Genomic DNA, 26032 nt, shown 5'->3' with positions numbered 1-26032 from the left:
ACAAGGCAGGCTTAAAGTAATAATTGCGTCACCCTCACCTCGGCCCTTTCCGCAGGAAAGGGGCAGGTCGGTTCGTTGGTGTTGCCGGTCGTTCAGGTTTTTAGATTTTTCTGGGCTGGCTTTAACTGCTTTAACTCATAATAGGCCGGAAAATACCGATACAGCAGTTGGGTTAGCTTACTCGCCTTGGAGTGCACCACTAGCCGTTTCCTTTTGCGAGCGCCATTATATACCGCTTCGGCTACTTCATTTGGCGACGCCATAATTTTACTTCTTTCAACCTCAATAATTTGGCCATCACCCGATAACATATGTTTACGTAGGTCGGTTTCAGTTTTACCTGGGCAAGCAATCATCACATGCACACCGTCATTTAACAGTTCCGCTCGCAATGAATTGAATAACCCGTGCAGGGCATGTTTACTGGCGGCGTATCCGCTCAGGCAAATCATCGGCGAATAACCCAATACACTGCTCATGGTAATAATCATTCCCTTGCGTGCAACTAACGAAGCTAACGCCGCCTTGGTGCAGTTGATGGCACCGAAAAAATTCACTTCCATCACGCGGCGAATCACAGCCGTACTGGTTTCCTGAAACAGGCTGTGGTGGCCAATCCCCGCATTATTCACTAACACATCAACACCGCCGAAACGATCCTCGATTTCGCGCATTGCTTGTTGGCAACGCTCTTTATCGACGATATCACAGACAATGCTCATGACTTCAACACCGGAACGCTCAACTTGGTTCTGTAGCGCCAGCAATTGCTCCTGATCCAAATCGATCAGTACCACACGCGCACCCGCCTTGGCAAAACGCCAGGATAGTGCACGACCAATCCCGCCAGTGGCACCAGTAACCACTACTACCTTATATTTAAAGTCATATTCCATCCTGCCCCCTTTTGGAATATTTCGGTATCTTAGATTTTCTCGCCCACCGATAGCGCTGTTTTTTTAAAATACTGAAGAATCAGCGCGCTATTTGATGATAATATTACCGGCTCTTACTTAGCAATAAAAAGTCGCAACAGAAAATTGAGGTTTAATTTATGCCTGCCTACCGCTCAAAAACATCCACCGCCGGACGCAATATGGCTGGCGCCCGTGCACTTTGGCGCGCAACCGGCATGAAAGATGCGGATTTTCATAAACCTATCGTCGCCATTGCCAATTCCTTTACCCAATTTGTACCCGGCCACGTACATCTTAAGGACATGGGACAATTGGTTGCCAGAGAAATCGAAAAAGCCGGCGGCGTGGCGAAAGAGTTTAACACGATTGCCGTCGATGACGGCATTGCCATGGGTCATGATGGTATGCTCTATAGCCTGCCCAGCCGTGACATTATTGCGGACTCGGTGGAATATATGGTTAACGCCCACTGCGCCGATGCCCTGATCTGTATTTCCAACTGCGACAAGATCACCCCGGGAATGTTAATGGCGGCTATGCGTTTGAATGTGCCTGCCATATTTGTCTCGGGCGGCCCGATGGAGGCTGGCAAAACCAAGTTAGCTGAACACAAAATTGATCTGATCGACGCCATGGTGATGGCAGTTGACGATCAGGCTTCCGATGAGGATGTTGCTGAAATCGAGCGCAGCGCCTGCCCTACCTGCGGCTCCTGCTCAGGCATGTTTACCGCCAACAGCATGAACTGTCTTACCGAAGCTCTGGGCTTGTCGCTACCCGGCAACGGCACCGTGGTTGCCACGCACGCCGATCGTAAACGTCTATTCGAAGAAGCCGGTCATCGTATTGTGGAACTGTGCCAACGCTATTATGAACAGGATGACGAGTCCGTGCTGCCGCGCTCGATTGGCAACTTTAAGGCATTCCAAAATGCGATGACTCTGGATATCACCATGGGTGGTTCCACCAATACTATTTTGCACCTGCTGGCAATCGCCCAAGAGGCTGAGCTGGATTTCACCATGAAAGATATCGATGCGCTATCGCGCAAGATTCCACAGCTTTGCAAGGTCGCCCCCAATACGCCCAATTATCACATTGAAGACGTACATCGCGCCGGTGGCATTATGGGGATTCTCGGTGAATTGGATCGCGCCGGATTACTTCACTCCGAGTTACCGACTGTACACAGCAAAACGATGAAAGCAGGACTGGATGAGTGGGACATAATGCGCAACCCCTCCACCGAAGTAGAAAAATTCTATAGCGCAGGCCCAGCGGGTATTCCCTCCCAGGTTGCCTTTAGTCAAGCCACCCGCTGGCCGAGTCTGGACAATGATCGCGCCAAAGGCTGTATTCGCTCACTCGAAAATGCCTACAGTCTGGACGGTGGGCTCGCGGTACTTTACGGCAATATCGCCGAAGATGGCTGCGTGGTGAAAACCGCCGGAGTCGACAGTTCTATTCTAGTCTTTGAAGGCCCCGCCCATGTGGTGGAAAGCCAGGATGAAGCAGTCGATAATATACTCAAAGATAAGGTGAAAGCAGGCGACGTCGTCGTCGTTCGCTACGAAGGTCCACGTGGCGGCCCGGGCATGCAGGAAATGCTCTACCCCACATCCTACATTAAATCGAAAGGACTCGGCAAAGCCTGTGCGCTGCTCACCGACGGCCGTTTTTCCGGTGGCACATCGGGACTTTCCATCGGCCACGTTTCCCCCGAAGCGGGCGCTGGCGGCGCAATCGGACTGATCCGCAATGGCGATCGTATTAAAATCGATATCCCAAATCGCACCATTAATGTATTAATCAGCGATGAAGAATTGGAGACACGTCGAGCACAACAGGATCAAAAAGGCTGGAAACCGGAAAAAGCACGGCCACGTAAAGTATCCGGCGCACTGAAAGCCTATGCACTGTTAGCCACCAGTGCAGATAAAGGAGCGGTTAGGGATTTGTCGAAGTTGGATTAGCCCCGAGTTTTTCTCGTCGTACAATTAAGTTCAGAGTCACCTTTGGCTCTGAACTTACCGCATTATCGCAATTTATTTTTTGACCAACGCCACGCTTTTGCGGTGTGAAAACTCCTATCGTTATAGTTGAATAGGCAAGCATAACAAGATACCACTTAATGAGCGTTTACCCATATCTTAAAACCCGCTATCACTCCCTCAACATCCAATTTCGTATTTATCAAAAGCACAGTTACAATGCTGCTCAACTTTTAAATATAACGGCTCAGCATGCGAATACCCAATCTTGACTCATTGACGACTAAACAGGTTTGTCTAATCGGATCGCTGCTAAGCTTAATCGCTTCCATTCTGATTATTCTACAAAGCGACGTGCTGAGCTACGACTCCCTGTTATACCTTGAAACAGCACGCACCTACCTGAATTCAGGTCTGGAAGCAGCAGTGGCGGTCTACCCCTGGCCGTTCCTATCGGTAATAATTGCCACATTACATCAGGTCACGGGACTCTCGTTACCTGTGTCAGGGCATTTATTGATTACGCTGCTTTATGCAGCAATAACCTGTTGTTTTATCCTGCTGGTAAGTAACTTAGGCGGCAACACACGTACTCAGCTTATTGCTGCCATTCTAATTTTGATATTCCCCACTTTTAATGACTATCGCGACTATATTATTCGCGACCCCGGTTATTGGTTTTGTGTTCTGTTGTCCTTGCATCAACTATTACGCTTTGCACGCCAACGAAGTTTTAATGCCGCACTGGGGTGGGTATTATCCATCGCTTTGGCGGTCACTTTCAGGACGGAAGCGCTATTTATAGCAGCGTTCGCCCCACTCGCATTATTACTGCCGCAGGGTTCGCCGATGCGGGAAAGATTACAGCGGACGGGTTTAATTTATTGCCTGCTGTTGGTTGTCTCCACTGTCGTACTCGCCGGTTTATTAACCATAACTTCCGTGTCAGCAGACAAGTTTCGTCTGTTTTTGGAGGTAGTTAATTTACCTCAGTTTTTTGGCCAAATCTCTGACAAACTGGCAACCACCATTGATCAGCTTTCCGCAACACAACCTAACATCTATACGGCGGACGATATGGAGGCGATTTACCTGTCTGGGCTAATGGGCTTACTGATAATAACCATGTTGCATGCCCTGACGACACCCTACCTTGCTCTGTATATTTGGCAGCGCAGGAGCTATTGGGTAACCCTCTGTAGTTCTCAAACCACGCTTATCGCCGCTTATTTAGTTTGCATCACTGCTTATCTTTGCCTTTTTATTTATAAAGAGCAGTTCGTCACTGACCGCTTCTTTTTACTTTTTGTCTTGATTTTTATGCTGCCATTGTCCTTTACCATTGAGTCACTGCTGTTTCGCCAACCAGCAGACCCATTCGCTTGGCGAAAAATACTAGTAGGTGCACTGCTGCTGTATCAGCTTTTAGATAGTAGCGTCAGTACTGGCACCTCCAAAGCCTACATTGCCTCAGCGGCACAATGGATTAATGACAATAACCCAGCAGGTGCGCAGGTCATTTCAGACCAGGAACACATAGGTTATTTCGCGGGTAAAAGTCTCGGTAAGTCTTTTAAGTTCAACGCCTTAGAAATGGTGGAATCTCAACGACTTGAAGCAGGCGATATTGTTGCTTTACGTATCAGGCATAGACAAAAAGACCGAATGGCCCGAGTAAATAAATTACAACACGATGACATACTCAGGCCGCTAAAAACTTTCGCCAATCAACAACAAGACCAACTAGTAATCTTTACGTTCAACCCTAAAGCAGCAAACTAAGAACTTGACATTTTAGTATGTATCTCAGACAGTAAGCGTTATCAATTATATTGTTTGTTCAAGCACGAATGGTTCATTGGCAAAAATTAAGCTCACAACAGGCTTCATCGATTAATACTGAGGCTACCAAGCGATGAGCGACCACAAAATGTATGATTTTGTCGCTGGCGATATCGTGCGTTACAAAGAAAAAACCTTTCAGGTCCACGAGAACCTGGGCATGTCCGGGTTGGTGGCTGAATTCCCTTCACCCGAGGTGATGCTGGTAGTGGTCACTTGGGATGACGACTATGTTAAAACTGGCAATGAACCATTAGCTGACACCAGTTCCTGCGGCAGTTGCGCCAGCACCGACTGTAGCTCATCACCTTTAGCTCCAGCCAAAGCTGACCCTCAAGAGCCTGTACCCATACGCTTGCTCGACTCCAGCCCGCCAACAAAAAAATAAGCTTCTACTCTTTCATGTCCGGCAAAGAATGTGCAATACCTTTATGGCAATCGATACAGGTTTGACCCTGCTCAAAGCCATCAATGTGCTGTTTCACCGCCCGTCGACCCTGCTCCATGTAGTCCATGGATTCGTAATCATGGCAGTTGCGACACTCCCTAGAATCGGTTTGCTTCATCTTGTCCCAGACGTGCTGTGCCAGCATCAGTCGTTTCGCTTCAAATTTCTCCGGCGTATTGATGCTCCCTAGCGCCTTATGAAATAGCTCATTGGACGCTCTGATTTTGCAAGTCACTTTACGATGCCAATTGACACAAGTTTCAAGAGAGCTAAGTAGATTTTAAATTTCAGCATTTAAAATCGGATAATAGATATGCGGTTGTGCGTGAATCTTGAGTCATACCGTGATAATAATCATTTCATGAAATCTAAGACCAACCGACTCGATCGTTTTATTAGCCAGAATAGTGTTTTTTCACTTGCAGATACACGTCTTCTAATTGCCCAAAAACGGATTCTTTTGGATGGCCATGTGGCGCATTCAATCCAACAAAAAGTGACGGAATTCACTCATGTCGTATTGGATGGCCACTGCTTAAAAAATAACAATCCCGTTTATATCATGCTGAATAAACCCCAGGGGGTTGTTAGCGCAACTAAAGACCTTAAACACGCTACCGTGTTGGACCTTATTCAGCATCCTCAGAAGAACGAACTGCACATTGCTGGACGCCTAGACTTTAATACCACGGGGCTGGTGTTATTGACCAACGATGGGGCATGGTCGCGCAAGATAAGTTTGCCCGAGTCTAAGCTCACAAAGACCTATGAGGTTACCTTGTCTCAACCATTAAGTGATGAGTATATTGCTGCATTTCGAGAGGGTATCTATTTTGGTTATGAAAACATTACAACTCAACCCGCATGTTTAGAGATACTCTCCGAGTACACTGCCAGGCTCTCACTGATTGAAGGCAAGTATCATCAAGTTAAACGAATGTTTGGTTTTTTTCAAAACGAAGTGTTGGCACTTCATCGAGTTTCTGTCGGGCATATTTCTTTAGCGGGGCTTGGGGTGGGGCACAGTAGGCTGCTGACAACAAAGGAGTCGATGATACTCACTGAATAGCAAAAAGGGACGCATTTATTTTAAAAGACAACCCACCGGATAATTATATGAAAAAAGTTGCGCCCAGAATGGCCCTGACTTAAGCTCATTCAGCTACAAAATCCCTTCTCCTTGGGGAGCACAAGGGCAGAATAAAAGGTTAGGATGAGAGGGTGGATTAAAGGCTCTGCACAGGACTACTCCACCCTCACCCCAACCCTTAATCTCATATCTATAGAAGAGACAATCCATGTCTAAAATAACACTAGCAACTTATCTACTAGCCAACCTCTTCGCCATATTGATACCTATTTCGGCATCAGCAAAAACCGACCCAATGCCAGATTTTATTGCAGGTAAAACCTTTACCGCAGTGGCAATACAATACGATCAACAACACTGGCACGCCGACTTCAGCTTTGCCAATAAGGTAGACCCTAAAAAGCCAAGCAAAATGGTGATGTATACCGTCGCCTGCGAAGCAGACCTGTTTGCGGTAGCGGTAAAGGCCGATTCAGTGTTATTCAAAACGCGCATTACCAAAGGCAAAAATATTTGCACTGACAACAGCTATGTTAAGGTCACATACAACCAGGGCTTAATGATGCCCACGCTCAGCTATTCCAACCTATACATTATGCAGCCCGTAGTTTCACAGGGAATACTTCAGCTTAAAGATAACCCCAACCAAGAAACAGATGTACCGGCACTGCTGCAATTTACCCAACAATATCTTGGCACCGAAGCTACCGTATTAGGTAGCTGGGTATTAGCAAAAGGCTTAAATTCACACCTACTTCCCAAATGCCACGAGAAAATGCCTCGCGACGAGCAGAATCAAGCATGGCTACCCCAAGATGCCCGTGGCACACTCACCATTTGGGGAGTCCCTAGCGAAAGCGGTGGCAAGCTATTTGCCGTATATATCACCGGCGCAGAAGATGTCACATACAAGCCAATATTAAAATGGACAGAACTAAAACACTTTTCTGGTGCCACCTTCGCCGCCGCTCAAGGAATTGATTTATATGGGGTCCAAGAGATAAATAGCTATGTCTACCTCTATCAAAAGAAAAACAAAAAAATAAATGGACAAGACATATTGAGAATAGTCCCGAAAGGAAGCAGTTCAGAGTTTGCGGGCGAAACATTTATACGCTGCCCGTTAGAGCATAGCTAAAAAGTATCTGTTTATGTATTTGGCGTAAATTCACTAACCTGTTTATTAAATATCGTTACGACCAAAAAAAGCGACCTCCACTGAACAAACCACACTTCGGTTGCTGTTTATAAGGGTGTTATGTATCGGGATTGGTAGGAGATAGATTTATGAAGCCAAGGCTTGCCATTGCGCTGTGCGCATTGGGCATTTTAGTTGTGTCATCTGCGGGATGCGCAACTCGCAAGATAGCCTCTCAGTGTCGATATGTCGATGACGATGGCCTCGTCCGTTATTCGGAGTTTTGTTCACCAAGAAAGCCAGGCGAATATATTGTTTCGCTCGGCCTTAGCACCGACACTAAGATAATCAATGAAATCTACGGGCGCTTCGCGATTCAAACGATACGTGAAGTAAAGGCACCGCCGGAGTACGGTAAACAATACGTTCGTCGCTTTCTAATCGTGATTACTGAAGATCCTGGCCCAGAGGCAATATTCGAGATTGCGGCTAATGCAAACGGCTGGATTCGACCATACGTAAATATCACGCCAAATCGAATAAGCTCCATCAATGATATTGAAAACCCCGTTAGATGAGCACCAAGTTTAGAGAGCCAGGTTTTTCTGCAGTCTCATTAACCTTGTATTACAGCTCAGGAGTTCACTTTATGTATGTTCCAAAGTTCAATGAAGAAAATGATATTCCGACTTTGCATTCACTAATAGAGTTGAGCGCGCTAGGATGACGCTAGCTTGCGCCTTCCGGCCTAAAGGACAAGGCTCAGGAGTGGCCGCACATTATTGCGAATAACCCAATCAAAATCCGCCACCGTACGAAATGTTGCTGGGTGATACGGCTATGGACTCACTACGAGCAGGCAGAGCAACGGTCATAGCCAAACTTCACAAATCTAATCCAGCTCTAGTTTCTCTTCAACGCACTGATACACGAAGCCGCAGGGCACCTCCAACCCTCTGGCGATTTCCTTGATTACTTCCAATTCTTTCGCTGAGGTATCGCCTTCCGCTTTTGCGACGATGCACAGATCACGCAGGACTTGCATACGCTGCGTCATACTCGCTTGCGCTCGGGTTGCATCAATTCGATTTGGCAGTTCTCGTTTGATTTTGTCAATGTTTAGGTTATCGACATCAAAAGCTTCACCGAAAAATCTCTTCAACACCTTCATTTCTTCCTGACTGATACCAGCCTGTGCATCCGCCACTAACACTGCACCTGCAAATAATAAGCGGCGCATGGTTTCGGCGGTATCGGTACGCGCCTCAATATAATTGGGTTCCATCAGGCTCATAATTGCCTGCACTTTGATTTCCAAGTCGGTCTTCGCTTGCTGGCCACTGCGCAGCATGCCACAGTCATCAAACAACTTGAGTGCTTTCACCCGTAGCGGGCTGAAAGGGTGCGTTGAAAACCAATCCTGCATCGGCGCACCTTGCCCCGGTTCGGCGTCCGCGGCCATCATATCGTCCAACTGCCGCAGAAAATCATCAAGACTGAATTGCACCACGTTACTACTGGTCAGGCCCGAGGCTAATTTAAATAGCGCACGCGCTATGCTATCGAGATCGCCGGAACAGAAAGCCCCCGCCCGATCCGCTGAAATTTCTGCATAACGCGACCAGGCGAACAGTTCCAATGCCAAACTGGCACTGGGGCGATCTTTGCCCTGGAGGATATAGCCAATCGGCACATCATGGTGACGATAGACGTGATGACCTAATTCATGCCCTACCACAAACAATAACTCTTTCTCGGCAAACGCCTCTAACAGGCTTGAAGAAAACATAATAAATAAACGGCCTTCCTCTGGCTTGAAACAGGCAGCGTTAAACTGAGGACTCGAGTAGGCATACAGCTCGACCGGTATCTGCAGGCCAAGTTTCTCGACACACTGATCGACCATTCGGTGCAGTCCGCTGGCCATTTGTGCGCTCAAGCGTACCGAGGTAGAGAGCAAATGACGGCGCGTACCCATGGGCCCCTTTTCTTCGTGCCGATCCAGCTGTTCTTTGATCCGCTTGACCTCTGGCGTTTCCAACAGCTTTTGATAAAGTTTTAGATCGTTATCGCATCGAATAATTTTTGCGTTCATGGTTTTCTCCGCTACTGCTTAGGAATTCTTGAATAGTCTTTGCACAAACCGAGGTACTTCTATTCCAGCCATGCCGTAAATGTGCTCATTAAACTCAGACTTAATCGCCGAGGGCTCGAGATTGATTTCAACTGTGCGCGCACCTGCCCGCAAGGCTTCGTTCACAAAGCCAGCGGCCGGATAAACATGGCCGGATGTACCGATAGCGATGAACAGATCGCACTGGGCTAACGCCTGGTAGATGCGCTCCATTTCTAACGGCATTTCGCCAAACTATACGATATGCGGCCGCAGCCGTCCGGGTCGACCGCAACAAGTACAGCAATCATTCGGCGTTAAATCTTCAGTTATCGGGTAACATCGATTAGTTGCGCTACAACGCATTTTCAACAGTTCGCCATGCATATGGATCAAGCGCTGCGAACCCGCTCTTTCATGCAGGTTATCGACGTTCTGGGTGACCAGCAGTAAATCTCCGGTGAAGTCACGCTCTAACTCAGCCAAGGCAGTATGGGCTGGGTTGGGCTTAACATCGCCCGATAAGAGTTGGCGTCTGCGCAAGTTGTAAAAGCGATGGACTAACTCGGGATCAGTAGCGAAGCCCTGCGGCGAGGCCACCTGTTCTACTCGATGATTTTCCCACAGACCGTTGCTATCACGAAAAGTTTGAATGCCGGATTCGGCAGAAATCCCCGCGCCGGTTAGAATCACAATAGAGCGGTAATCCGACACGGTTTAAAGCTGGGTGAAGCTTAAACGGAACGATCTGAGTGAGACTGAAAAGCCTCACTAACATCAATAACCATCACAGATATGACGACCGTCCAGATCCTTCTCGCTAGTGGGATAATTCATTTTTGGCATCATACCCTGCGCCATTTCACCGCACTCGCGGGCAGCTTTGATATTTTTATCCTGCGACATTTCCATACCGAATTTAATGGCTGTGCTTTGCGCTTCGCTGCGCTTATTCGCTTGACACAGCTTCTTAATTTCTGACTCCATTGCCTGCGCTTTTTGTCCTAATGCCATCAACGCCTGCTGATCAACCTTGGCGAAACAAGCCTGCATTTGCTGCGCTTGCTGCATCATCTGCATCATTTGTTCCTGGCTCATACCCGGTTGCTGTGCCTGCACCCCGAGTGCGATTAATAGTAGAGCTATAATAACCGCCATATGCGTTTTCATTTGAATGATTCCTTTTTCAAAATTCAATACGGTAGTGGAACTGGCAAGATTACCCCGCCACATCGGCTTCTGCAAGTTGCTTAAGGTTCTCCAGACCAGCCTCATAATCAGGCCCAACCATCGCATCCATCATCAAACCAAATATTCTTCCCAGCAGGTCCCAACCATGCGCCATATCCAATGACCATACTACTCGGGTAGCGGACTCGACTTCGGTTAAATCCCAACTAGCCTCACTTTGACCCTGTGCACCAAAATCCAGTGCCACTTTGATATGGCGATAGGGCTTGGATTCCACAATCTCCTGGGAACCACTTCCTACTTCACGATGCTCACTTTCCCAATGCATCTTGCTACCAACACCAGCAGCTGTGCCGGAATATTCGTACTTAGCCTCAGGATCACGCTTAAACCAGGGCGACCATTGGTTGAATTTTCGGTAATCGTTGATATAGCCGAAAACAACCTGTGGCGGTGCTTGTATAAGCGCCTCTCGTTCAACATGCGTAGTCGCGGGCAAAAACAGTCCGACAATCACAATCAACAGAATAATTCCAATTAGATATTTAAGAAATTTCATTCATGCTTCTCCGTCGTTGCAAAGCAGCGGATATATTTATCTCAACCTATCCAGCACCACAAAACTATATTCGTAAGGATTATCGCCCTCTGGGTCAAAATCCTCTCGCCCCACTTCCTGCCATTCACTGCGATCAAATTTCGGGAAATAGGTATCACCTCTGACATGTGCATGTACTTCGGTGAGATAGATTCGATCCACAAAAGGCAAACAGAGTTCGTATATCTGTGCACCCCCCATCACAATAGCCTCGGAAGAGCCATCAATTAAGGCGATATTTTCAGCTAATTCTAGGGCTTCTTCGACTGAGGAAACAACACTGCAACCCTCAAAATCGGCCCCTGCGTCGGTGCTGATCACAATATTCGTTCTACCCGGTAATGGTTTGCCGATGGATTGGTGGGTTTTACGCCCCAGAATCACCGGCTTACCCATGGTAATTGCCTTAAAATATCTAAGGTCGTTGGAAAGATGCCAGGGTAAATTATTATTAATGCCGATGACGCGGTTTTCCGCCATAGCGACGATTAGTGCCAATCTCACAGATCTATAGCCTCTTCAATACTGACGTGCCTCACAGCACAGGGAATAAAAACTCAAATTAGGAATGACAGAAGAATAACGGATTGTGGGGGGCTCGTCATCCGCAGTAAAAAAATCGCCTAACGAGTAAGCGTCTGTTGAAGACGTTGAAGTTCGCCAATTGCCTGATCGTGACGGCGCGCTAAAATGAGCTGCGCAGCCATCGCCCCTAACAGCGCCAAGAACATATCCCATTGGGTGTCCCAACCGTCTCCCTGAGTACCCAGGAAATCCACCGCAGCTTTTTCAGCGCCTATTGCCGTCCACCATTCGAGCATTTCATAGAAGGCGCTAAAGGCTAAACAAATGGAGGTGACGATATAGAATAGCCATTTCCCCACCACCAAGGGAGAACGCCTTAGCAGGATTTCACGCGCCAAAATCGCCGGGATAAAACCCTGTGCAATATGGCCGATGCGATCATAATGATTGCGCGAGAAATCGAACCAATCCTGCAACCAAAATCCCAAAGGCACCCGCGCATAGGTGTAGTGCGCGCCGACTATTAGAATCAGGGCATGAATAAATAGCAGACGATACAGCAACGGTGTTAACGGAAAACGTTGGAAGGTGAGCAACACTAACGGCATGCCCAATAACACGGGCAACGTTTCCAGAAACCAGGTAAAACCATCGTAGGGATGAATCAGCGATAGCGCCAGTGCCACCAGCAAACTCACCAACAACAGCCACCGTTCAGATAACGAAATCATAGGATTACGCACCCAGCGCTACGCCAATTGATGATTGATCACCTCTTCCATGCTCGCCAAAATGCTCTTGCGTTCACCAGAAAGCTGTCGCTGAAAATCTTTTCCCTCGACAAATTCCAGACCGGTATAGCACTCTCCTTTGACTTGGCGAACATGGCGTACCAAAGCATGGATATTTGAAATGCGTTCGTTGGCGGATTGAATGGTCAACCGTAACCGATCACCCTCTTTATAGCTTTGCTCACAACAAAGCAATGCGCCGTTACGGTTGAAGTTGATCAGCGCGGCTTCCCGACGCACGCCAAATTGACCTAGCCCAATCCAGCGCTGCACCAAAGCGGTGTACTTTAGCGTTCGATAACGCTTGTAATTACGCCGATTTTCTTTTCTCGAAACGCTCATGATGAGTGATCCATTTGCTGCAAAGGATGGCTTCGCTGAAGCGATCTTTAGTATAGCCTAAAAGGTACAGTAGACCATTACACTGCCACGGGCGCTTTAATCGCCGGATATGGGTCATAACCCATTACCTCGAAATCTTCAAAGCGGTAATCAAATAATGATGCGGGTTTTCGTTTAATCGTTAACTGCGGAAGTGGCCGCGGTTCTCGTCTTAACTGTTCAAAGACAATAGCATCGGTCAGGTGGTTGTTATACAGATGGCAATCACCAAAGGTATGTACGAATTCGCCCAATTCCAGATCAGCCTGTTGCGCCAACATATGGGTCAACAGGGCATAGGAGGCAATGTTGAAGGGTACGCCCAAAAATAAATCCGCCGAACGCTGGTAGAGCTGACAGGATAACTTCCCCTTCGCCACATAGAATTGAAACAGTGAATGACAGGGCGGTAGCGCCATTTCATCGGCAACTCCCGGATTATAGGCCACGACCATAATGCGGCGACTATCCGGATTGGTTTTTAGCAAATGCAGCACGTTGCTAATTTGATCAACGGTGCTGCCATCAGGTCTTTTCCAGGAACGCCACTGCTCACCATAAACTGGCCCTAAGTCGCCGTTCTCATCAGCCCATTCGTCCCAAATCGACACACCATTGTCTTGCAGATATTTGATGTTGGTATCGCCCTGCAGGAACCATAGCAACTCATAAATAATGGAGCGCAGGTGGCATTTTTTAGTGGTCACGAGAGGAAAGCCCTGCGCCAAATCGAACCGAATCTGACGACCAAATACTGATCTTGTTCCCGTGCCGGTGCGGTCTTCTTTATCAGTTCCGTTGTCCAGCACATCCTGCATTAAATCTAGATACTGTTTCATGGTGATTTTCTAAATAAGATGGTTAACGTCAACAATGTTCATTTATTTTCCTTTCAGCGGATAGTGCTTGCGACCAAACTGTATAAAAAATAATCCAACCAAAATCATTGGCAGCGTTAACAGCTGGCCCATGGTCAGCCAGCCAAAAGCGAGGAAGCCGATATGCGAATCGGGCTGACGGAAAAACTCCACGGCAAAGCGGGCAACGCCATAGCCTATCAAAAATAAACCGGACACTTGCATGCGTGGCCGAGGCTTTGCGGAAAACCACCACAAAACCACAAATAAAACCACACCTTCCAGTGCAAACTGATAGAGCTGCGATGGATGGCGCGGCAGATTACCTGCGTTGGGGAAAACCATAGCCCAAGGTACATCCGAGACCCGCCCCCAGAGTTCACCACCGATAAAGTTGCCGATACGCCCAGCGCCTAGTCCAATGGGTACCATCGGCGCAATAAAGTCAGTTAGGACAAAACTGTTTATCCCCAACTTCCGGCCATAAATAAAGAGTGCTGCAACCACACCAAGTAAACCGCCATGAAACGACATGCCGCCTTCCCAGATATAAAACAGCCACAACGGTTTTTGCAAAAAATAATCAAAATGATAGAACAGCACATAACCGAAACGACCACCGATTACCACGCCCAGTGCACCATAAAAAATGAGGTCCGAAATTTGCTCTTGATTGAGCGGTGACCCATCTTGTTTTGAGCGTAGGCGCGCTAACCACCAGGCCGCCGCGAAGCCGATTAAATACATGAGCCCGTACCAATGCACCTTTAACGGCCCGACCGAAAGTGCGACAGGATCTATGCTTGGGTAAGTTAACACAGCTTTCAACTCTCCGTTATAGAATAAATTTAATGCCAACAGCTACCAGCACCAGCGCAAAAGCCTGCTTTAACTGACGCGCCGGCAAACGATGTGCGAGTTTTGCGCCAATTCGGGCAAAGGGAACGCTGGTAATGGCAATCGCTGCCACCGCTGGCAGATAAATATATCCAGCGCTATAGGGTGGTAATACCGAGATACCCCAACCTTCGTACATATTCGCTAAGGTCCCCATCAGCGCGATTGGCAGGCCACAGGCCGCCGCCAATGCCACCGCACTTTGCATCCGCAAATTACACCAAGTAAAAAAGGGCACGCTCAGCGTGCCTCCGCCAATACCCAATAGCGCAGAAAACCAACCAATGCCGATACCGGCAATTGATAAGCCTGGCTTACCCGGCATGGAACGGCCCCTATCTGGCGCGATATTAAAACCAATAATCAGTGCCACAACCAGTAAAAAAACACCAAAAATCATCTGTAATACTGCACCATCCAGGCTAATCGCAGTTTGCACGCCCAACCAGGATCCCAATAGTATACCCAGGGCAATCCAGGTAAATAGTTCCCAGCGAATGGCCTGCTTTTGGTGATGCGCGTAAATCGAGGACAGCGAGGTTAACACAATGGTCGCGAGCGAAGAGGCGATCGCCATGTGCATGATCAGCTCAGCGCTGATACCCTGCGACTGAAAGGCAATTACCAAGGCGGGGACTATAATAATCCCTCCACCGAGTCCGAATAGCCCGGCGATGGTGCCAGCAGCGGCGCCTAAAGCGAGATAAGTTAGCAAGATTGTCATTGCGCCGCGTCGTCAGACCTACATTAATGAATTCGGGTATCGATGGTCTCTATTCCGATTTCAGATAATGCCTTATCCAAACAAGTTTGAATCACGTCGGCACTATCTATTTGCAACACTTCATCCAACAACTCTTGCGCATGTTTCATGGTTACCGAACGAATCGCGGCCTTCACCCGCAAAATATTGGAAGCACTCATTGAGAGCTCATCGTAGCCCATTGCTAACAGCAAGATCGCGCCGGCAGGATCTCCGGCCAGCTCTCCGCATATGCTCACGGTCTTATTCTCGAGGTGGGCGTGATTCACTACTGAACGTAGCGCCTTTAGCACTGCAGGGTGGAAAGAATGATAAAGGTCGGCGACATTACTATTATTGCGGTCAACTGCTAATAAATACTGGGTCAAATCGTTACTACCGACGGAAAGAAAATCAACCCGTTGGGCAAGCTCGCGGGCCTGATAAACCGCCGCAGGCACCTCAACCATAACACCAATCGATGGCATGATCACATCAAAACCTTCTTCACGAACTTCGTAATAGGCCTGGTGTATATGATGCAGTGCTTCCTCTACTTCCGTCACATTAGAAATCATCGGTAACATAATACGTAGATTATCCAGTCCGGCACTTGCTTCCAACATAGCACGGACTTGTACTAAAAAAATCTCAGGATGATCCAAGGTAATACGAATACCGCGCCAGCCGAGGAAAGGATTTTCCTCTTTGATAGGGAAATAGGGTAGCTGCTTATCTCCGCCCACATCGAGGGTTCGCATGGTCACCGGATACGGGGCAAAGGCTTCCAGTTGGCCACGATAAAATTCACGCTGCTGTTTCTCACTCGGGAATCGGTCCGTCATCATAAAGGGGACTTCAGTGCGATATAGCCCTACCCCCTCCGCGCCGCGTTCTAATGAGCGCGCCACGTCAGAGAGCAAACCCGTATTCACACGCAAGGGTATGCGGTGTTTGTCTAAAGTTTCCGCCGGTAGATCCGCCAGCACTTCCAGGCCGCGCTCCATTGCTTTTTCTTCACGAATTACCGCATCAAAATGCTGCCGTAATTGTGGCGGTGGATTGGGGAATACCTTGCCCTGGTAGCCATCGACAATCAGTTCGATACCGTCCATTTGTTTATAGGGGATATCAATCCCCACGACTGTTGGCACTTCCATAGCACGCGCTAGAATGGCAATATGTGAATTTCTGGACCCACGCAACGTCACCAAACCAGCCAGTTTTCCCTTTGGTACAGCTCCTAAGTCAGCCGGCGTTAGTTCTTCGCCAATCAAAATAGTATGCTCTGGAAATTCACGTTTCTCGCGCTGCTTTTCCTGCAGGTAAGAAAGTATTCGGCGGCCAAGATCACGAATATCCGAGGCGCGTTCACGCAAATAAGGGTCTTCCATTAAATTAAAAGCCCGTACATGCGTATCGATCACATCTCGTAAAGCGCCTTGTGCCCACTGACCCTGCTTGATCAGAACCACCACCTCTCCCGCCAGCGCGTTATCATCCAGAATTTTCATATAAACATCAAAAAGTGCACGCTCTTCAACACCCAAATTAGAGGATAGCTTAATGCTCACTGCACGGATATCGCGCTTCACGTTACGTACAGCCTTGCTTAACAAGGCCAGCTCTTCTTCGATATTTTCGACACTCTTGTCGGGAACAGCATCCAAATCCGCCAATGGATAGATCACGACCACCTCCCCAACAGCCACGCCAGGAGCGCCAGCACCGCCTTCGAAGGTGACATAGCGTTTTTTACCTGTTTGCTGAGTAAGGCGCATCGCACCAGTCGCATTGGCATGGGCTAATACCACAGCCAACTGGGATGCCAACGTGACTAAGAAAGATTCCGTTTGTTCGTCAAACTGATGCGCCTTCTTATCCTGCACAATAAGCACGCCCAGGACATTTCTATGGTGGATAACAGGCACGCCCAAAAACGAATGGAATTTTTCCTCACCCGTTTCTGGGAAGTACTGGTAATTAGGATGTAGAGATGCTTCATCTAAATTCAAGGGCTCTGCCCGAGTACCCACAAGTCCTACTAGGCCTTCAGACATTTTAAGCCGTACTTTACCCACAGACTCTTGATTCAGACCACGCGCAGCGCGCAACACAAAATGGGTGTGGCTGGAGGAAAGCTGATAAATGGCGCAGGCGCTAGAACCAAGAGCTTGTTGCACTCTATCGACAACAATCTCCATTGCGGATCGCAGATCCGTCGCTGAATTAACTTCCTGTACGATGCTGCGCAGGGTATCTAGCATTGACGCTCCTCAGCCTAGTTTACTTGCTTATGCCCGGCCATCAGGACACTGGGGGCTAACTCCATCAGCGCACGCCGGTAGACATCACGTTTAAAAATCACTACTTGACTCACAGGATACCAATAGCTGACCCAACGCCAATGATCAAATTCTGGGCTATTGGTGAGGTCGAAGCTCACTTTGTCATCCTGACAAAGCATCTGGAGTAAAAACCATTTTTGTTTTTGACCGACACAGAGAGTGCCGCTGTTAGGTCGCATAAGACGCTTAGGTAGTCTATACCTTAACCAACCCTGAGTCCGGGCAAGCACTTTCACATCCGCTTCAACTAGCCCGACTTCCTCTTGCAACTCGCGGTATAGTGCTTCCTCTGGGGCTTCATCTGGTTTGATGCCACCCTGTGGAAACTGCCATGCATTCTGTCCAATACGGCGCGCCCAAAGCACTTGTCCCCTAGTGTTGACCAATACAATGCCAACGTTGGGACGAAATCCGTCCGAATCAATCACGGTAAAATCCTGTTTATAGCAATGCTAAAATACCGAATGTACCCTCTTAGTTTGTGCGCTGTCGCATTTGACATGGCCAGTTTAGACCGGGCATGCAAGTATTAATATGCTGAGATTTCTCTATCGGCTCTACGCTAACAGCCTATATCGAACGCCACCTCAATCGAGGTTCCTGCGAGATAAATATTCGGTTCCAACCGCTAACACTAACATAAACCCGCTATAATGTGAGCACAATCTTTACCTGAACATGAGGAATATCAATGGCGTTGGCTATCTTTGACCTGGACAACACACTCATCGCTGGCGACAGCGATCACGCCTGGGGAGAGTTTCTGGTTGAAAAAGGCGTCGTCGATCCAGCTGAATATCAGCAAAAAAATGACTACTTCTATCAACAGTATCAACAAGGGCAAATGGATATTTATGAATATATCAATTTTGCCTTCTCGCCGTTAGCGGCAAATGATATCGACCAGCTGAACCAATGGCATCAAGAATTCATGCGCGAAAAAATACAGCCGCTGTTTCTGCCGCTTAGTACCGCCTTGCTCGAACGCCACAGAAACCAAGGTGATTATTTGCTGATTATCACCTCTACCAATAGTTTTATTACCGCCCCAATTTGCAAACTGTTGGGCGTGGATGACTTTATCGCTACCGAACCCGAAATGGAAAACGGTCAATACACTGGAAAATTACAGGGTATTCCCTCCTACCGCGAGGGTAAAATTACTCGGCTCAATGCTTGGCTGAAAGACAACAATATGTCTCTTGAAAATAGCTATGGTTACAGCGATTCAATTAACGATATGCCGTTACTTGAACATGTAGATAACCCTATAGTCGTTGATGGCGACCCAGAGCTGATTGCCGAAGCGCAACGGCGCGGCTGGCCCTGTATCAGTTTGCGCGAGTAAGAGTATGCGACCGCACACTCGCCAACCTTTTAATGGCGCCCTTTGCTTAATACTGCTTTTAAGCATGATTACAGTGCCAAACATCTTTGCTGATGAGCAAGAACTATGGGTAGGTCGGTTTTCCTCAGGGAGCAAAGCGGAAATATTTAGCGATTGGCAGCCTTATCTATTTGAAACTATCTCTGAGCATACAAATTATCACTTGGTTTTAGACCAAGACATCAATGTTATTAAGGCCACCAGCAGGGCTGCCGCATCAGGCCTTATTCGACCACTGGATATCGATCTCTCGAAATATCCTCTACTTTCCTGGCGCTGGAAAGTCACGCAACGGCCCTCGGGTGGTGACGATAACAAACGAGAAAACGATGATCACGCCGCCAGAATCTATCTGATATTCAATGCCCCCGAACCAAATGAAAGCAAACTCAAGTGGCTGTGGCGGCAGCTATCTTCCAATCAAGCCCTGAACACTCACGCCTTGAATTATATCTGGGCCCACTCCGCCAAATTAAATCAACCCATACCAAACCCCTATACCGCGAGTGTGATGATGATTCCTGTCAACCGGGCGGATGTCGGTATTGGCTCATGGATTGAGATAAAACGAAATGTAGTGGCTGACTATCTCGCCAGTTTTGGCAAGCAGCCACCCAGGCTATCCGGTATTGCCATCATGACGGATACCGACAATAGTAAATCTCAAGCAATCGCTTATTATGGCGATATTAAATTTATTGCTCCCGATAACCACACTGAAAAGACTCAATGATCACAACACGATTAATACAAGGAATGATCACTAGTTGTATAGCCATGCTGCTAAGCCAGTTACTCTACGCTTCAACCTTACAGGACGTGCGTCAGAAAGGCTTTATTCATTGCGGCGTTCACAGTAGCCTGCCTGGATTTGCCATCCAGTCAGATCAAGGCTGGCAAGGGTTAGAGGTCGACCTTTGCCGCGCAATTGCGGCGGCGGTCTTAAATGATGCGCAGAAAGTGCGTCTTACTCCCATTGCCAGCGAGCAAGGTTACAATTTATTACAGTCAGGCGAAATTGACCTGCTGGTTCGACATAATGAATGGACAATGCTGCCGGATACGGCGCTTGGTCTCACCTTCGTCACTCCCTGGTACTATCAGGAACAAGCATTTATCGCACGCCTGGAGGCGGGCATTAATCAGTTAAGCGATCTCAACAAGAAAAAAATCTGCCTCTATCCTGATGCTGAAAAAAGTATTAAAGGCCTAGCAGATAACGTAGAAAGAATTGGCTTTCCTTCCTTCGGAATCGCAGTGAAAGCATTTGAAAACAGCCAGTGCGATGCGCTGCCTGGAGAGGTGTCGCGATTGGCAATTGCACGCTTGAACTTCCCTAACACTATTAAAACACAGATCATCGTCACTGATATATCCCCCACTCCCGTAGCACCGCTGATTCGACAAGGTGATCATGAATGGTTCAAAATTGTACGCTGGATTACTTATTGGCTGTTGAATGCAGAAAAAACAGGTATTACCCAAACCTCCATAACACAACTTAAAAGCACTCAACCCGCTTCCCAGCTCATAAAAGCAGCAGGCTTGAGTGGTTCCACCATAGGTTTAGATGCAAACTGGCCGATTCAAGTCATTCAACAAATCGGCAACTACGGAGAAATTTTTGATCGTCATTTTGGCGACTACCAACTACCACGAGGCGCTAATAATCTTCATCATAAGGGCGGCCTGCACTTCGCACCGCCCATAGAATAAAGGGATTAGAATGAACCTAACCGCACGTATACTCATTGGTATGGCTTTGGGCCTGCTGCTGGGCATTACACTAAATGGTCTCAATCATGCCACCTGGATGCCTGAGGGGGTGAATCATTGGCTACATTGGGCCTTAGTTGATGGCGTGCTTGATGTGGTCGGTACGATTTTTCTCAACTCCTTAAAGCTGTTGGTAGTGCCGCTGGTATTCGTCTCGCTGGTGTGCGGCTGCAGCGAACTGGGTGACAATACCCGCATGGGCGCCATGGCGGTCAAAACGCTAGCGCTCTATATGCTGACTACTGCCATTGCCATAAGTACCGCCCTACTGGTAGCAAATCTGATTCAGCCCGGCGTCGGTATGAACATGGCCGAGCAGGCTACCTTTGTGCCCAACGAAGCACCTTCGCTCAAAGAAGTCTTCATCAATATTTTCCCGACCAACCCCATTAAGGCAATGGCGGAAGGCAATATGCTACAAATCATCGTCTTTTCAATCCTGATGGGTATCGCCGTATCCAGAAGCGGTGAACCGGGGCGAAAAGTGCAGCAGGTCTTCAACGATCTCAACGAAGTAGTTATGAAGATGGTGGTAATTTTAATGCATATTGCTCCCTATGGTGTGTTCTGCATGATTGCCAAACTCTTTGCTGGTTTAGGCTATGGTGCGATCGCCGATCTGATCTGGTACTTTTTTACCGTAGTGCTGGTATTGCTGCTACATGGCTTAGGTGTCTACTCACTTATTCTATGGCTATTAGCTCGCCTCAACCCCATCACCTTTTTTACCAACATTCGTCCGGCCATGCTGTTTGCCTTTAGCACGTCATCCAGCAGCGCCACGTTACCCGTCACACTGAATGTCGCCGAACACCGGCTCGGTGTCGATAATTCTATCGCCTCTTTTACCTTGCCGCTCGGCGCCACTATCAACATGGATGGCACGGCCATTATGCAGGGGGTCGCCACAGTATTTATCGCCCAGGCCTTTAATGTAGATATCGGGCTGAGCGGCTATTTGATGGTTATCGCTACTGCTACCCTTGCCTCGATTGGTACCGCTGGCGTCCCAGGCGTTGGCTTGATTACGCTGGCGATGGTATTACAACAGGTCGGTTTGCCCGTTGAGGGTATTGCCATCATTATTGGCGTTGATCGCTTGCTGGATATGATGCGCACTGTCGTTAACATTAGTGGCGATTCGATGGTTTCTTTAATTATCGCCAATAGCGAAAAGATGCTTAATCGCGACTTGTTTAATGACCTTTCCGATCTTGATGAATATCGCGAAGAAGAGCCGCTTAACTCATGACTATACTCTGCCATATTGATGATATTCCCGAACGCGAAGCCAGAGGATTCGAAGTAAAAGGAGAGAAACTGCTGGTCGCAAAGAAGAAGGGCCAGGTGCATGTTTATCGCAACAGCTGCCCACACACCGGCATCAACCTCGATTGGCAACCCGATGACTTTATGACTTTCGATAATTTCTATCTCCTGTGCTCGACCCACGGAGCACAGTTTCAAATCGAGGATGGGTTTTGTATCTCGGGGCCGTGCAAGGGCCAGGAGTTAAAGGCAATTCCATTTGAGCTAGTGGATGGGCAGGTGGTTCTGCTGGATCAAGAGCCTGAGTCAACATGACTCAGGCTCGTTAGGTTCCTAGAACACAGTAAACTTCACGCCAACAGTTTAAAGAAAACAAACCAGACTAACGCTAAGTTTTATTCGCTGTCGGCCTCAACGGTTCACTTTCCCTGGCAGACTCAAGTCACCCGAAGCAACATCCATCACGTTCACCACGCATAATAGTGGCGCATGTACGCTCTGGTTTACCCTGAGTCCGGCGGTGACTCCATCGAAACTCATATTGGTTACAACACCAATATCATCGAATGGCACACGAACCTCGACGGTTTCAGCATTAAATGTTGGATTCCAGCCAGGACTATCAAGCAGTATCGGCAATCCGGGCCAAGTCTTCGGCAGTCTGGGTTTGGCTCCCTCTGGGATATCGACCACTCCTAATGCGCCTTCACCACATTCCGCATTAGGTTGTAACACAACCCAATGACTGTGCCATAGATTGCCATCGTTTGCGGTGTTGTTATCGCCATTTTCATCATAGAGCGGAGTGTCATCAAAATCAGGGTGCGCAGTCACCGCCAAAGCCAAGATACCGGCTGCTTTTTCGAAACCGACGGCAAAACTATCCATTGATGTCGGCCATACGTATGAAAAAACATTACTTCCAGCTAACTGTCCAGTGGCCGTGGGCTTGCTTTCACCAGCGCGACCTGAAACTGCCATATGAAAGATAGCGACATTTCCTTGCGTGGTAATTTTGGTATGGACGATATCAAAAGGCGCCAAGGCTGTTTGGTTTTTTGGCGTTTGGATACCTCCCGCACTTTGATCATGAGCGCACGCAGGCAACACAATGCTGGCCACTAAAAGGAGTCCGGCTGCGGAAAGTTTAAACATCAGACACCCCCTTTAAATCCTCAAGTGACGCGCCAAAATTAATATGAAAGACGTTTCCCTCAAGCACCAAGGCAGGAACGGATTTTACGCCCGCCTGTTCGGCTACCGCAATTTGATTCTGGTCCTGGCCCAAATGAACCACCTTAATATCGCAGTGCTTACTGTCCAACGCCGCGAGTACCTGTTGCTCTGCACTGACACAGATAGGACAACCAGCATGGTAAAAAATAGCTTTTTTCATTACAGTCTCCTCGTCATAAATTTTAGTATCGATTCGATACCAAATGAAAAATATCTCAATACCTAAAGGTTGTCAAGTTAGTTTTTAGTCGATACTATATTGGCATGAAAACAAATCAAATCTACGACTATGTTGAACGTTTAAGCGAACTGCTCAGAGTTGACGCACGTCAAAAAGGTGCCGAACATGGGCTATTGCCCGTGCAACTGGAGGTGCTGCATTATTTGTCAATCTGTAACCAATATTCAGATACGCCAATGGCGGTGACGGAATATTTGGGACAAACCAAAGGTACGGTTTCTCAAACCCTGAAGGTGCTGGAAAATAAAGCGTTGTTGGTTAAGGTTTCCGACGAAAAAGATAAGCGAACTACCCACTTAAGCCTGTCCCCCAAAGGTCGACGTTTAGTCAACGAAATAATCCCCACACCAAAATTTGTGAGGGCTTGCGAGGCCTTACCTGAGGCAACTCAAGAGACAATTATAATCTCTCTGAATCAGCTGCTGAGCAGTATTTTGTCTGCCAATGGCATGAAAACCTTTGGTGTTTGCCATTCATGTCGGCACAACCGGAAAACTAAAGATAAGGATTTTTATTGTGACCTAGTCAAGCAACCACTGTCCGTAGATGAGGTACAACTTATTTGTCGAGAACATGAAGAAGTAATGACTGCTTAGCGATAAGAACTATCAAAAATCAATCTTTCTGCAAGCTCAACACCCAAAGGAGAAATATTTGTACCATAAACCAACACCTCAACTCCTGACGTTACGGCTTCTCTTAATGTTTCACTATAGAGCGAATCGATTTCATCTGCAGGTGCAACCCCAGTGATGCCCGTATGCTGTACACAGAAAAACAGTACTGCTCTCGCCCCATCTTTTTTAGTCTGCATTAATTCACGTAAGTGCTTAGTTCCCCGCGCACTAACCGCATCGGGAAATAACCCCAACCCTTCACCCACAGCCAAGGTAACGCTTTTAATTTCTACGAAACATTGTTGCTCCGACTTTTCTAATAACAAATCGATACGGCTTTTTTCCTGACCATATCTAACCTCTGTTTTTATTTCATCATAGTCGGCCAACTCAGGAACCCTATGTTCAACGAGGGCTTCTTTTACCAGTTTATTCGCCAACGCAGAATGGATGCAGGCAATATGCCCCGGCGCAGTTTCCACTAACTGCCAGCTATAACGGTATTTTCGTTTGGGGTCGTTCGAATCAGACAACCACACTCGGCTGCCAGGCTCGGCGCAATTTTTCATACTACCGGTATTGGGGCAATGCACTGTTAGCTGGCTGCCGTCAGACAATTCCACGTCCGCGAGAAAGCGCTTATAGCGGTTGATTAACTTCGCTTCGATCAAAGGTGACGCAAATTGCAATTTACCACTCCCTATTCTCAGTCGTTCAGCTGACAGCCCTGTGGGCATACTTTACAATACTATTCTTATAAGTAACGATACCCGCTGGGACAGTGTTATGACAGGCAATCAAGATGCTCTGGGTTTGATTATCGAACCCGAAACCCTTCAGACTCACCTCGATGACGACAATTTATTGATCGTTGATCTTGGCAAAGAAGCGGATTACCTGCAAGCCCATGTGCCCGGTGCCGTATTTTTACCTTACCAAGCGTTGCTCGCCGGTACGCCACCGGTACCCGGCAAACTACCTGAAATCGGACAGCTCAGCAAAACCTTCGGCTATCTTGGCTTAGCGCCAGAAACCCATGTTGTGGCGTATGACGATGAGGGCGGCGGCTGGGCCGGGCGTTTGATTTGGACATTGGACGTGATCGGCCACCAAAATTATTCCTACTTAAACGGTGGTATTCATGCCTGGAAAGATTCTGGGCTGGCAACGGAAGCGGGTAACAATCAACCGCGCTCCCGCGCTCTTAATATCAGCCTAAAACAATCGCCCATAGCGGACATGAATTATATTCGGTCTAGGTTGGACGCTGCAGATTTTATCATTTGGGATGCTCGCGGCCCACTGGAATACAGCGGCGAGAAATCGGGGTCCGCGCGCGCTGGACATATCCCCGGAGCCGCCAATTATGAGTGGACCGATGCCATGGATAAAAACCGTGCCTTGCGACTCCGCGATCTGGAAAGCATTCGCACCGAGCTGAGCAATCTCGGCATTACCTCCGACAAGGAAATCGTCACCCACTGTCAAACTCACCACCGTTCTGGTTTTACCTATCTTTTAGGTAAGGCCCTAGGATTCCCGAAAATCAAAGCCTACCCCGGCTCTTGGTCAGAGTGGGGAAATGATCCGAATGCGCCCATTGAAAAGTAGTTTGCTTTTCTCGTTAATGAACCACT

29 protein-coding genes and 1 pseudogene are annotated in these 26032 nt (G+C 47.9%); 13 read left to right on the top strand and 17 right to left on the bottom strand.

All coding sequences use genetic code 11. The annotated features are described in order from the left end of the window. Positions 1-92: 92 nt before the first annotated feature. A complete protein-coding gene (locus H6995_02145; protein ID MCP5213792.1) occupies positions 93-896 on the bottom strand; it encodes an SDR family oxidoreductase in 804 nt (267 codons plus the stop codon). Between the two features lie 158 nt (positions 897-1054). On the opposite strand from H6995_02145, the gene ilvD reads away from it, so the two are divergent. From ilvD to H6995_02130, 3 genes are all read left to right on the top strand, one after another. Continuing rightward, positions 1055-2890, top strand: coding sequence for a dihydroxy-acid dehydratase (ilvD, locus tag H6995_02140; protein MCP5213791.1), 1836 nt, complete (start codon positions 1055-1057; stop codon positions 2888-2890). 270 nt (positions 2891-3160) lie between these two features. Continuing rightward, on the top strand, positions 3161-4690 hold the full coding sequence (locus H6995_02135) for a hypothetical protein (protein MCP5213790.1): 1530 nt from the start codon (positions 3161-3163) through the stop codon (positions 4688-4690). Positions 4691-4823: 133 nt separating this feature from the next. Beyond that, on the top strand, positions 4824-5138 hold the full coding sequence (locus H6995_02130) for a hypothetical protein (GenBank protein MCP5213789.1): 315 nt from the start codon (positions 4824-4826) through the stop codon (positions 5136-5138). Between the two features lie 4 nt (positions 5139-5142). Here H6995_02130 and H6995_02125 read toward each other — a convergent pair whose 3' ends face one another. Continuing rightward, positions 5143-5433, bottom strand: coding sequence for a NapC/NirT family cytochrome c (locus tag H6995_02125; protein MCP5213788.1), 291 nt, complete (start codon positions 5431-5433; stop codon positions 5143-5145). 126 nt (positions 5434-5559) lie between these two features. Between H6995_02125 and H6995_02120 the strand changes: the two genes are divergently transcribed. The 3 genes from H6995_02120 to H6995_02110 all read left to right on the top strand — a co-directional run bounded on the left by H6995_02120 (position 5560) and on the right by H6995_02110 (position 8004). Then, positions 5560-6267, top strand: coding sequence for a pseudouridine synthase (locus tag H6995_02120; protein ID MCP5213787.1), 708 nt, complete (start codon positions 5560-5562; stop codon positions 6265-6267). A 229-nt stretch (positions 6268-6496) separates the two neighbouring features. Then, entirely contained in the window at positions 6497-7426 is a 930-nt protein-coding gene (locus tag H6995_02115) for a hypothetical protein (protein ID MCP5213786.1), read from the top strand. A 149-nt stretch (positions 7427-7575) separates the two neighbouring features. Beyond that, a complete protein-coding gene (locus H6995_02110; GenBank protein MCP5213785.1) occupies positions 7576-8004 on the top strand; it encodes a hypothetical protein in 429 nt (142 codons plus the stop codon). Positions 8005-8318: 314 nt separating this feature from the next. Here the strand turns inward: H6995_02110 and H6995_02105 are convergent, their stop codons facing one another. The 12 genes and pseudogenes from H6995_02105 to H6995_02050 form a co-directional block, all read right to left on the bottom strand. Next, positions 8319-9521, bottom strand: coding sequence for a M48 family metalloprotease (locus H6995_02105; GenBank protein ID MCP5213784.1), 1203 nt, complete (start codon positions 9519-9521; stop codon positions 8319-8321). Positions 9522-9539: 18 nt separating this feature from the next. Next, positions 9540-10253 (bottom strand): annotated as a pseudogene (cobB, locus tag H6995_02100) (NAD-dependent protein deacylase). Positions 10254-10316: 63 nt separating this feature from the next. Further along, complete coding sequence (locus H6995_02095; protein MCP5213783.1) at positions 10317-10709, bottom strand: hypothetical protein; 393 nt, start codon at positions 10707-10709, stop codon at positions 10317-10319. A gap of 49 nt (positions 10710-10758) precedes the next feature. Continuing rightward, positions 10759-11289: an SRPBCC family protein gene (locus tag H6995_02090; protein MCP5213782.1), complete on the bottom strand. Its 531-nt coding sequence runs from the start codon at positions 11287-11289 to the stop codon at positions 10759-10761. 36 nt (positions 11290-11325) lie between these two features. Continuing rightward, positions 11326-11832: a dihydrofolate reductase gene (locus tag H6995_02085; protein ID MCP5213781.1), complete on the bottom strand. Its 507-nt coding sequence runs from the start codon at positions 11830-11832 to the stop codon at positions 11326-11328. 119 nt (positions 11833-11951) lie between these two features. Then, the gene (locus H6995_02080; protein MCP5213780.1) at positions 11952-12584 is read right to left on the bottom strand and encodes a DUF2238 domain-containing protein; all 633 of its coding nucleotides are present in this window, start codon (positions 12582-12584) and stop codon (positions 11952-11954) included. Between the two features lie 18 nt (positions 12585-12602). Next, a complete protein-coding gene (locus H6995_02075; protein ID MCP5213779.1) occupies positions 12603-12986 on the bottom strand; it encodes a PilZ domain-containing protein in 384 nt (127 codons plus the stop codon). Positions 12987-13063: 77 nt separating this feature from the next. Continuing rightward, the gene (gene thyA, locus H6995_02070; protein ID MCP5213778.1) at positions 13064-13864 is read right to left on the bottom strand and encodes a thymidylate synthase; all 801 of its coding nucleotides are present in this window, start codon (positions 13862-13864) and stop codon (positions 13064-13066) included. Positions 13865-13906: 42 nt separating this feature from the next. Then, complete coding sequence (locus H6995_02065; protein ID MCP5213777.1) at positions 13907-14701, bottom strand: prolipoprotein diacylglyceryl transferase; 795 nt, start codon at positions 14699-14701, stop codon at positions 13907-13909. Positions 14702-14717: 16 nt separating this feature from the next. Next, entirely contained in the window at positions 14718-15503 is a 786-nt protein-coding gene (locus tag H6995_02060) for a sulfite exporter TauE/SafE family protein (GenBank protein ID MCP5213776.1), read from the bottom strand. A 23-nt stretch (positions 15504-15526) separates the two neighbouring features. After that, positions 15527-17788 (bottom strand): phosphoenolpyruvate--protein phosphotransferase, encoded by a 2262-nt coding sequence (gene ptsP / locus H6995_02055; GenBank protein MCP5213775.1) that lies wholly within the window; start codon positions 17786-17788, stop codon positions 15527-15529. Positions 17789-17802: 14 nt separating this feature from the next. Further along, positions 17803-18297, bottom strand: coding sequence for an RNA pyrophosphohydrolase (locus H6995_02050; GenBank protein ID MCP5213774.1), 495 nt, complete (start codon positions 18295-18297; stop codon positions 17803-17805). 263 nt (positions 18298-18560) lie between these two features. Here H6995_02050 and H6995_02045 point away from each other — a divergent pair, with 263 nt between their 5' ends. The 5 genes from H6995_02045 (at position 18561) to H6995_02025 (ending at position 22616) form a co-directional block, all read left to right on the top strand. Further along, positions 18561-19217, top strand: coding sequence for an HAD family hydrolase (locus H6995_02045; GenBank protein MCP5213773.1), 657 nt, complete (start codon positions 18561-18563; stop codon positions 19215-19217). 64 nt (positions 19218-19281) lie between these two features. After that, the gene (locus H6995_02040) at positions 19282-19989 is read left to right on the top strand and encodes a DUF3047 domain-containing protein (protein ID MCP5213772.1); all 708 of its coding nucleotides are present in this window, start codon (positions 19282-19284) and stop codon (positions 19987-19989) included. After that, entirely contained in the window at positions 19986-20972 is a 987-nt protein-coding gene (locus H6995_02035; GenBank protein ID MCP5213771.1) for a transporter substrate-binding domain-containing protein, read from the top strand. The genes H6995_02040 and H6995_02035 overlap by 4 nt, the downstream gene beginning before the upstream one ends. A 10-nt stretch (positions 20973-20982) precedes the next feature. Next, positions 20983-22284 (top strand): dicarboxylate/amino acid:cation symporter, encoded by a 1302-nt coding sequence (locus H6995_02030; GenBank protein MCP5213770.1) that lies wholly within the window; start codon positions 20983-20985, stop codon positions 22282-22284. Further along, the gene (locus H6995_02025; GenBank protein MCP5213769.1) at positions 22281-22616 is read left to right on the top strand and encodes a Rieske (2Fe-2S) protein; all 336 of its coding nucleotides are present in this window, start codon (positions 22281-22283) and stop codon (positions 22614-22616) included. Before H6995_02030 ends, H6995_02025 begins: the two co-directional genes overlap by 4 nt. Positions 22617-22712: 96 nt before the next feature. On the opposite strand, the gene H6995_02020 is transcribed toward H6995_02025, so the two are convergent. Continuing rightward, the gene (locus tag H6995_02020; protein MCP5213768.1) at positions 22713-23456 is read right to left on the bottom strand and encodes a hypothetical protein; all 744 of its coding nucleotides are present in this window, start codon (positions 23454-23456) and stop codon (positions 22713-22715) included. Next, positions 23449-23697, bottom strand: coding sequence for a thioredoxin family protein (locus H6995_02015; protein ID MCP5213767.1), 249 nt, complete (start codon positions 23695-23697; stop codon positions 23449-23451). Before H6995_02015 ends, H6995_02020 begins: the two co-directional genes overlap by 8 nt. A gap of 104 nt (positions 23698-23801) precedes the next feature. Between H6995_02015 and H6995_02010 the strand changes: the two genes are divergently transcribed. After that, complete coding sequence (locus H6995_02010) at positions 23802-24374, top strand: winged helix-turn-helix transcriptional regulator (protein ID MCP5213766.1); 573 nt, start codon at positions 23802-23804, stop codon at positions 24372-24374. On the opposite strand, the gene sfsA is transcribed toward H6995_02010, so the two are convergent. Then, positions 24371-25084 (bottom strand): DNA/RNA nuclease SfsA, encoded by a 714-nt coding sequence (gene sfsA, locus H6995_02005; protein MCP5213765.1) that lies wholly within the window; start codon positions 25082-25084, stop codon positions 24371-24373. The two genes, H6995_02010 and sfsA, sit on opposite strands and share 4 nt — an antisense overlap. A gap of 97 nt (positions 25085-25181) precedes the next feature. Here sfsA and H6995_02000 point away from each other — a divergent pair, with 97 nt between their 5' ends. Continuing rightward, complete coding sequence (locus tag H6995_02000; GenBank protein ID MCP5213764.1) at positions 25182-26006, top strand: sulfurtransferase; 825 nt, start codon at positions 25182-25184, stop codon at positions 26004-26006. The last annotated feature ends 26 nt before the right edge of the window (positions 26007-26032 follow it).

The sequence above is a fragment of the Pseudomonadales bacterium genome (assembly GCA_024234615.1).
In the GTDB taxonomy this organism is placed as follows: domain Bacteria; phylum Pseudomonadota; class Gammaproteobacteria; order Pseudomonadales; family IMCC2047; genus JAJFKB01.
Note: the sequence above shows the minus strand (reverse complement) of the source record. Positions and strands in the feature narration are given on the sequence as shown.